The sequence below is a fragment of the Aeromonas rivipollensis genome, assembly GCF_010974825.1.
Taxonomy (GTDB): Bacteria; Pseudomonadota; Gammaproteobacteria; order Enterobacterales; family Aeromonadaceae; genus Aeromonas; species Aeromonas rivipollensis.
Window position 1 is genome coordinate 18,692 of record NZ_JAAILA010000001.1, and the last position, 9,330, is coordinate 28,021.

Genomic DNA, 9,330 nt, shown 5'->3' on the forward strand with positions numbered 1-9,330 from the left:
GCTCCTCCCCCGCCTTTGGTCCGGCATCCGCCGTCATGGGAGCCAATGTAGTCAATCAATCCCTTGTTTGCCAAGGACTTTCGGCGCCTTCAACCGGCAGGCAATCCCCATATGGATGTGCCCATTTGGGCACTGTTTTGTACCTTGCAGCAATCAGCCCTTCCCTTGGCACAAGTCACCACATTCATGACGAATTTCAGCAGTCACAAATGGCAACAGTCAGATCTGCTACGCCTTTATGCTGCTCTGTCACATATGACAGGCAGTTATTTCAGACCGGCGCACTAGTGTAAGAGCGCCGGGCAACGGACCCGGCGTGCAATCTTCATCGACTAAGGAAAGACGAGATGAACAAAGTCTATTTGGCCGTGGTACTGGCCTGCTGGGGAAGCGCCGCCATGGCGGCAGAACAGGTGGAAGTGAACCAGGTCTCAGACCTGACCGGTACTGTGAGCGGCGCCGCCAGGATAGGCGCCCTCGCCACAGGAGATGGCGAGTTTCGCCAGGTACGGGTCGTCAAGCTGCCCAACGGCCAGCAGCGGGTGCGTTATGAGCAGACCTGGCAAGGCATCCCGGTCTGGGGCCAGGTGCTGGTGGCCGATCAGGCCCTGGGGGGCAAGGTCAACCAGGTGTCCGGCACCATGCTGCGCAAGATAGATGCCGACCTGACGGGCCCGACCGCCACCCTCTCCCCTGCCGATGCCGCCCTCAAGGCCCGCGCCGGTGCCAAGGGCAGCAACGAGCGGGTCAAACTGTTCGTGATGCAGGATGAGGCTGGCCAGGCTCGACTGGTCTACTTGGTCTCCTGGCTGGCGGCAAGCGAACAGCCGAGCCGTCCCTTCGTGATGATCGATGCCCAGAGCGGCAGCGAGCTCAAGCGCTGGGAGGGGATCAACCACCAGGACGCCACTGGCCCAGGGGGCAACCTCAAGACCGGCAAGTACTTCTATGGCGCCGATTTTGGTCCCCTCAAGGTGGATGAAAGCTGCCGCATGAGCAGCAGCAACGTGGACACCATCAACCTCAATCACGCCACCAGTGGGGGTGCAGTGCACCAGTTCAGCTGCCCGGAGAACAGGGTCAAGGAGATCAACGGCGCCTACTCCCCCCTCAACGATGCCCACTACTTCGGCAATGTGGTGTTCGACATGTACCGCAACTGGTACAACACGGCGCCGCTGAGCTTCAAGCTCAAGATGCGGGTGCACTACGGCCGCAACTACGAGAACGCCTTCTGGGACGGCAGCCAGATGACCTTCGGCGACGGTGCCACCACCTTCTATCCGCTGGTGAGCCTGGACGTGGCGGCCCACGAGGTGAGCCACGGCTTCACCGAGCAGAACTCGGGACTGGTCTACTCGGGTCAGTCGGGCGGCATCAACGAGGCCTTCTCCGACATGGCGGGGGAAGCGGCCGAAAACTACATGAAGGGCAGCAACGACTGGCTGGTGGGGGCCCAGATCTTCAAGGGCAACGGCTCCCTGCGCTACTTCGAGGATCCGACCCGGGACGGCAGCTCCATCGGCCACGCCAGCGATTACTATGACGGCATCGACGTGCACCACAGCTCGGGGGTCTACAACCGCGCCTTCTACCTGCTGGCCAACACCGGCGGCTGGAACACCCGCAAGGCGTTCGAGGTGTTCGTACTGGCAAACCGCCTCTACTGGGGGGCCAACACCAGCTTCGATCAGGGCGCCTGCGGCGTGACCAGGGCGGCTACCGATCTCGGCTACAGCCTGACCGACGTCGCCACCGCCTTCACCGCGGTCGGGGTCAACGCCAGCTGTGGCGCCACGCCCCAGCCCGACAAGGTGCTGCAAAACGGGGTAGCTGTGACCAATCTCACCGCCGCCAAGGGGGGCAAGCTGAACTACACCGTCGAGGTGCCAACCGGCAAGAGCCAACTGGTGATCGCCAGCAGTGGCGGCAGCGGGGATGCGGATCTCTACGTGAAGTTCGGCGCCGTGCCGACCAGCAACAGCTATGACTGCCGCCCCTACAAGAGCGGCAACGCCGAAACCTGCACCCTGAACGCGCCCAAGGCAGGGACCTGGCACGTGCAGTTGAGCGGTTTCGGTGCCTTCTCGGGGGTGAGCCTCAAGGCCAGCTACTGACCCCGAATGTCAGTGAAGGGAGAGCGCCGGACTTGTCCGGCGCTTTTTTCATGCGGACTTGCCCGACCAGCGCCGGGCCAGGGTGCGCGCCGCCTCCAGCACCCGCTCCTTGGCGGGGTTGGGCCGCTTGCCGCTGCGCCAGGCCATCATTACGTCCCAGTGATCCGGCGGCAGATCCGTCACATCCAGTTTCACCAGGCGACCGAACTCCAGATCCCGGGTGATGGCGAGCGCCGGCATCAGGGTGATGAAGCCGTGCTCTAGCGCCAGCTCCCGCGCCGCGCTGGCGGGCTGGATGGCGTGCAGCGGGCTGGCCACCTGGCGCAGCAGTCGCAGTTGCAGGATCAGCTCGTCACAGCCTGTGCCCCACTGCTGGGGGGCCAGCCGCTCGTTGGCGATGTCCTGCAGGGTCAGCCCCTGCCGTCCGGCCAGCGGGTGGGTGGCGCAGGCCACGGCGATGATGGGGGAGCGATAGAGCAGCTCGAGCTGGATGCCCGCGATGGCGGGACACTTGAGGATGAAACCGACGTCGGTCTCGCCGGTCAGCAGCTCCTGCATGATGACGCCGGAGTGATCCGTGCTGCAGCGGATCTCGAAGGCCTCGTCCACCAGGGCCAGCAGCAGAGGACCAAACACCACAGTGGTCAGGGAGGGAAGGCAGGAGAGCCGGATCCGCGGCAGGGCCGGTGCCCCCTGCATCGCCAGCCGCCCCCCCTCCAGAGCACTCAAAGCGCTGGTGGCCGCCGGCAGGAACTGCTCGCAGGCCGGTGTGGGGGTGGCGCCACGGCGGTGACGGCGGAACAGGGACTGGCCCAGCTCCTGCTCCAGCACGGCGATCCGCTGGCTGACCATGGGTTGTGACCAGCCGCGAATGGCCGCCACCTTGCTGAAGCTGCCACGGTTGGCCACATCCAGCAGCAATTGCAAATCGTCGAGTGTCACAGCCATAACCAAATCCAATATGAAATATAGCCAGTTGTCGGCTACCACTATATCTGGAGCCCCACCAGAATAGCAGCATCAATCGTCGTGAAATGGCAGAACGCCAGCGAGTCAGGGACTTATCGTCGCCCTTGGCTCTGTTTGGTGACGGCGCCATTCGGACAATGAGTACACAACAAATAATGTCATCGAAGCAAGCAGGGGTATAAGGGTCATGGTGGAGCGGGCGAGGCGGTTGGGGCGGTGGTTCTTGGCATTGGATTCCCTCTTGGTGATCCTGGGGTTCTTCGTGGTGATGCCCATGATAAGCCTGCGATTCGTGGATCAGCTTGGCTGGGCCGCCGGTGTGGTCGGGCTGGCGCTGGGCCTTCGTCAGCTGACCCAGCAGGGGCTGGGGGTCTTCGGCGGCTCCCTCGCCGACAAGTTCGGGGCTCGCCCCCTCATCGTCTGTGGCATGCTGCTGCGGGCGCTGGGCTTTGCCAGCCTGGCCTACGCCCAGAGCGGGCTGGAACTCATCGTCTCCTGCATCATCTCGGGGCTCGGCGGCTGCCTGTTCGATCCGCCCCGCGCCGCCCTGGTGATCAAGTTCACCCGCCCGCGGGAGCGCGGCCGCTACATCTCCTTGCTGATGATGCTGGAGAGCGCCGGCGCCGTGGTGGGGGCCCTGCTCGGCAGCTGGCTGCTCAACTTCGACTTTGAATATGTCTGCCTGCTGGGGGCTGGCCTGTTCGTCTGCGCGGCCCTGTGCAACCTGCTGATCCTGCCCCCCTACAAGCTCTCCCTGCGCCCGACGCCGATCCGGACAGGCCTCGGCCAGGTGCTGGCAGACAAGGCCTTCTGCCGACTGGTGCTGATCCTGAGCGGCTACTACGCGCTCTGGGTGCAGGTGATGCTGATCTTCCCCATCCTGGTCAAACAGATGGCGGGCAGCACCACGGCGGTGGGCTGGATGTATACCCTGGAGACGGCCATCTCCCTGGCGCTGCTCTATCCACTGGCGCGCTATGGCGAGCGCCACTTCAAGCTGGAAAACCGCCTGATGGCGGGGGTATTGCTGATGACGGCGGGGATAGGGCTGGTGGCCTTTGCCACCACCCTGCCCGCCGTCTTCATGCTGCTTGCCTGCTTCTATCTCGGCATCGTCATCGCCGAGCCAGCGCGGGAGACGCTCATGACCAAGCTGGCCCAGCCGGGTGCGCGCGGCAGCTACATGGGGTTCAGTCGCCTGGGTCTGGCGCTGGGTGGCATGACGGGTTACGTGGGGGGCGGCGCCCTGCACGACTACGCCATGGCCCAGGGACAACCCTGGCTGCCCTGGCTGGTGCTCGGCACCGTCGGCGTCACCACCCTGCTGCTGCTGGTGAACTGCTTTCAGCGCGATTCCCGTCTGGCCCAGGTCAATGCCTGATCCTTGAGCACCCAATGCTGATGACCCCGGGGCGCCCCTCGTGCGAGGTGGCGCCCTTCTTTTATGCGGCAACACAGGGTCAACGGCCCCCTCCCCTGACCTGTATCCCCCCTCTTTCCTCACCCCACTTTCCATCACCCCACAAGCCGAATGACGCGCATAAAAAAAGCGGCAGATTGCTCTGCCGCTTTGTGTCCATCTGGCTGGGTTACTTGTCGATATCCAGCAGATTGTTGTTCAACATGTAGTCGATGACCTGGTTGGCCGTGGACCCCGAGCCCCCGGTCAGGGTGTCGAAGGTGTGGTTCACCAGCACTATCTCCTGGGTCACAGGTGCCGCGCTGCTCTCCTTCACCTGCAGGTGCACCCCTTCACTGTCCTGGAACACAGAGAGCAGGCTCTTCAGGGTGGTCTGGTTCTTGCTGCCATCGCTGTCGAGCAGGTCGCTCAGATCCAGCTTGTCCCCTTCCGACTTGGAGAAGTCGACCACATAGTCCTTGGCAACGGAGCCTGCGACCGTGTCCCCCTTCAACCAGGTGAAGGTATCAGCCCCGGCATCTCCCTTGAGAACATCGTTGCCAAGCCCCCCGATGAGGATGTCGTTGCCCAGCCCGCCACTCAGTATGTCATTGCCGGTACCGCCATAGAGGGTGTCGTTGCCGCTGCCGCCAGAGAGACTGTCGTTGCCGCTTTCACCATAAAGGATATCGTTGCCGCTGCCGCCGAACAGGGTGTCGTTGCCGGCACCGCCGTACAGGAAGTCATCGCCCCCTTGGCCGAACAGGATGTCATTGCCATCCCCACCGTAGAGGGTGTCACCCTTGTCATTGGCCGACGACTGATCGAACTCGCTGGCATGATCTCTGATGTAGGAATGCACCTGGGCATCGGTCACCGACCCTGCGCCCAGCTTGCCGGCCACATACTGCTTGATGGCCGCATACCCTTCCCCGCTGATGCCGGTAAAGCGCACCGCGTCGCCAAACAGTATGTCGTCGCCCGCCCCACCATCGAAGCGATCGGCCCCCGGCAGGTTGTTGACGGAAGTTCCGAGGATGGTATTGGCCAGATCGGAGGCATTGACCCCGGTCTTGATGACGCCGTCAGAGTCGTAGGACTTGAGATCGTTATAGGAGATATTCGCCCCCAGTCCGATTGCCTCGACTGTCACCCCCATTCCGCTCAGCAGCCCGAAGCCAGCTACCGAGTTGGTGATGGTTGTGTCGGAGGAGTCCTGCCCATTACCGCCAAGAGACCAGTACACATAACCACCTTTACCATCAGTTCGCATGGCCCCAATGGTGCTCTGGGCTCCCCTCCAGTCGTAGGAGTAAACCTTGCCCTGAGCATCGATGATGGTCTTTCCATCGTTGCTATAGACTCTGCCCGCCACATAGCTGCCATTGAGCACCGAGCTAAGACGCACATCATCTGAATCCCACCACTTGTCATTGACGATCGGATTGCCTCCCTGACTATCCAGATAGAAGGTCGGCTTGCCATCGGTAATGAAGTAGGTCAGGTTCTTGGCATTGGTATTGCTTTGTGCCGTAGAGCCGTTGAACCAGTTAGCCGTGGTTTGGAACACATCTTCATAGTTGGTACCACCGCCGTTGTCTTTGCTGCCATCCATGCTATCGAGGATCGCCTGCAACTTGGTCAACGCATCCGAGTCCTTGAGATTGACGCTCACTGACTTGTTGGCCAACGTATCGAAGTCCACCAGGAAGATATTGACTTTACCCGCCCCGGCCATCCCCGCGGAGTTCATGAGGCTGGTAAACACTTGGGACAGTTGGGTTCGGATGGTCGCCATGGCATCGCTGCCGATACTGCCGGAACTGTCGACCATAAAGGCGATGTTGTAGTTCTGACCCGGCAACACCACGCTGCCATCCAGATCCCCCACCACGATATTGTGCTCGCTGCCATAGGTGCGGTTCTGATTGCCCGGCTCCCCTTCGGTGGCGTTGAAGTAGCTCAGTCGGATGCTGTCATCATCGGTCGCTGTACTGGTCTGATCGGTGCCCACCTCCCTGGCGATAGCCTCAACCTTGAGGTCGACCTGGCCAGCACTGGCGCCAGGCACCCTCAGGGTCAGCCCGGTCAGATTCAGATCCAAGGCATTGCCACTCCACAGCTTGTCCGCTGCGGTGAAGGTCAGCTTGCCATCATCCCCGACTGTGCCCAGCAACTTATCGCCCTTATAGAGCTCGGAGCCTTTCGGCATGCCGCTCAGCACCAGGCTGTCGAGTACTTCACTGCCATCGCGATCCGTGAGGGAAACCTTAATGTCGATCGGGTAATCCACCTTGGTCGGCTGTACCAGGGTCAGCTCACCCGTGGTCTGATTGATGGCATAAATGCCGTCATCAAACTGCACATGCTCTATGTCATGGAGCGCCTTGATGATCCCGACGCCCCTTTCACTCACGCTGAAATCAAACCAGGCATCATGGATTGAGTGGCCACTCCCTTTCTGAACCACATAATCGGCCCGGTTGCCGCGAAGTACGGCAATGTCATCGCCCGTGCCACCATAGAGACCATCGCTGCCAAGACCAGCTACCAGGATATCGTTGCCAGCCTCACCATAGAGAGAGTCCCCCTGTGTCGAGTCACTGCCAACCAGCAGGTCATCTCCCCCTTTGCCGTAGAGCATGTCGCCGCCGCCCTTGCTGCTCAACAGGTAGTCATTCTTGGTATTGGATCCATTCAGCTGATCATTACTACTGCTGGCATCCCGCTGCGGAGCACCGACTCCAAGTGCGGTCCGGTCGATAGTGCCTGACTGGAAACTGTCGGTGCTGATGCCAGAGCTCGGGAACCCCTGGTAAAGGGGGATACCATTACCACTCAGAACCACATCCACGGTCGGCTTGTCAGCCACCGCCGCCACATCGATCACCAGCTTGCCGCCGTTGCTGAGGTTGGCACCGTCGCTTATCTGATAGCCGATGCTGGCATAGTCGCCCTTCATATTGCCGGCCAGGGCGCCATTTCCGTTGGCGGTATTGGTGCTCGATTCATTCAGACCGGGCACGAAGCGCAGATGGCCCGCATTCACCTCGGCGTAGGAGATGAGGGATCCGGTTTGCACCGCAACCCACTGCCCCGCGGCATTGAGGTATTCGAGGGTACCGTTCAGGGGCAGGGTGTTGATCTTCACCCCGAGATCGGTCGCAGCCTGATCGTCGCTGGCACCGAACTGGGCCCAGGTCAGCACCTGGGGCTTGTCTTCCTGCCCGGCACTGTGGCCCCCGGCCGCCGTCGGCGCCCGATCGTTGTCGACGATAGTACCTGTGCCGCTCTGGCCACCTATGGTCACCGAGAGGGTCTCGTTTGCCTCGACCAGACGATCGTTCACCGTAGGTATCGTCACGGTGAAACCGGATACCCCGGCCGGCACAGTGATCTTGCCGGTGGTGCTGTTGTAGGTCACCCCGTTGCTGAACTGGGCAGTCCCCCAATCCAGGTTAGATGCGGGGTTGCTGCCGCTGCCCCTGATGGCGAAGTCATATTGCGTCGCCTCCTGGGTCGCGTCGGACAGGGTCACCGTATGTTGCAGGCTACCGCCTTCGGTCACGCTGTCGGCAGAGATCCCCTGAACGATGGGCGTAAAGAGTGGCTTGGTGGCAAACGACCCGATACTCACGTCACCATCGCCATCCGTCACCTTGATCTGGAAGTCGATGTCGCTGTCCCCCTGGGGCTTGGACATGTTCTGATACTGGAAGAACTCCCACTTGCCGGTGGCGGGGGTGAACTCCAGCCTGAAGACCAGGTTGTCGCCCGCATCCTTGCCGAGCAGGGTGTTGGCCCCACTTGAGCTGATGGTGATCAGAGAACCGGCTGCCGTCCGCAGGCCGCTCTCGAAGGCGCCTGGATCCAGGACCAGTCCCATCGAGCCCTTGCCATCAGCCCCCCATTGTGGCGTCACAGTGCCGGAGCCATAGGCGATGGCCTGCGCCGTATCGGCACCGAGGAACTCGATGCTCTTCACCGTCAGGTCGCTGTTGTCCTGGGTATTGGTGTTGCCGTTGTTGGTCGCCTTGATCACCATGGTATCGAAGCCGCCTTGTTGCACTTGGAAGTTCTGGTTGAACTCCCCGCCTGCTGCCGTCGAGTTGAATACCAGGGTATTGATCAGCACACCACCGCGATAAAACTCCACCACCCCGCTCTCCAGCTCGCCACCAAACATCTGGCTGAACTTGATATTGGCGCCATAGGCGACCTTGCCCGCATCCAGCTTGATGACCAACTGCTCGGAGGCAGAGGTGCCATCCGCAAAGTGACGGAAGTCGATCTCGTTGGCGATGTTGTGATAGGGCGCCGCGCCGCTGGCTACCCCCAGACCCGATCCGGAGCCGTTGACACTCGCCTCAACCAACTCTGAGTCGGTGGCCGACTTGAAGCCGAGACCACTGATGGTGAAGCCCGTCATGTTCAGGGTCGAATGGTTGCCGCTGAACTGGGTCAGATCGAAGAACCCGGTCAAGGTGTTCGGGATATTGGTCTTGACGACGGACACGGCATCGGCATTGCCAGCGATGGGGGAGTCATCCTCGATGCTGACATCCAGCTTGCCCTTGGTGCTGCCGCTGCCATCGGAGACCTCCACATCCAGCTGGAACGACAACTTGTCTTCCCGAGTGGTATCAGCGTGATCGAGCGGGCCCTTGAGGGTCACTTCATAGGTCCAGTCCCCCTTGCCACTGGCATTGGGAGCCGTCAGTTTGACCTCGACCACAGCCTTGTAATCGGCGCCGCCTATGGTGCCGGTGTATCCGACCAGCGTCTTGCTACCCGCACTCCAGCTCCACTGGACCTGAGCACCACCGGATGTCAGCCCGGCCGGCC

4 protein-coding genes are annotated in these 9,330 nt (G+C 61.5%); 2 read left to right on the top strand and 2 right to left on the bottom strand.

The features are described 5' to 3' along the window. Positions 1-347: 347 nt before the first annotated feature. Positions 348-2,117, top strand: a complete 1,770-nt coding sequence (locus tag G4923_RS00100) for a M4 family metallopeptidase (RefSeq protein WP_163134822.1) — start codon at positions 348-350, stop codon at positions 2,115-2,117. 48 nt (positions 2,118-2,165) lie between these two features. Here G4923_RS00100 and G4923_RS00105 read toward each other — a convergent pair whose 3' ends face one another. Then, entirely contained in the window at positions 2,166-3,065 is a 900-nt protein-coding gene (locus tag G4923_RS00105) for a LysR family transcriptional regulator (protein ID WP_162520207.1), read from the bottom strand. Between the two features lie 208 nt (positions 3,066-3,273). Here G4923_RS00105 and mdtH point away from each other — a divergent pair, with 208 nt between their 5' ends. After that, the gene (gene mdtH / locus G4923_RS00110; protein ID WP_139746124.1) at positions 3,274-4,467 is read left to right on the top strand and encodes a multidrug efflux MFS transporter MdtH; all 1,194 of its coding nucleotides are present in this window, start codon (positions 3,274-3,276) and stop codon (positions 4,465-4,467) included. A gap of 208 nt (positions 4,468-4,675) precedes the next feature. Here mdtH and G4923_RS21320 read toward each other — a convergent pair. Continuing rightward, positions 4,676-9,330, bottom strand: a 4,655-nt coding sequence (locus G4923_RS21320; RefSeq protein WP_276208937.1) for a type I secretion C-terminal target domain-containing protein, incomplete at its 5' end; no start/stop codon positions are given.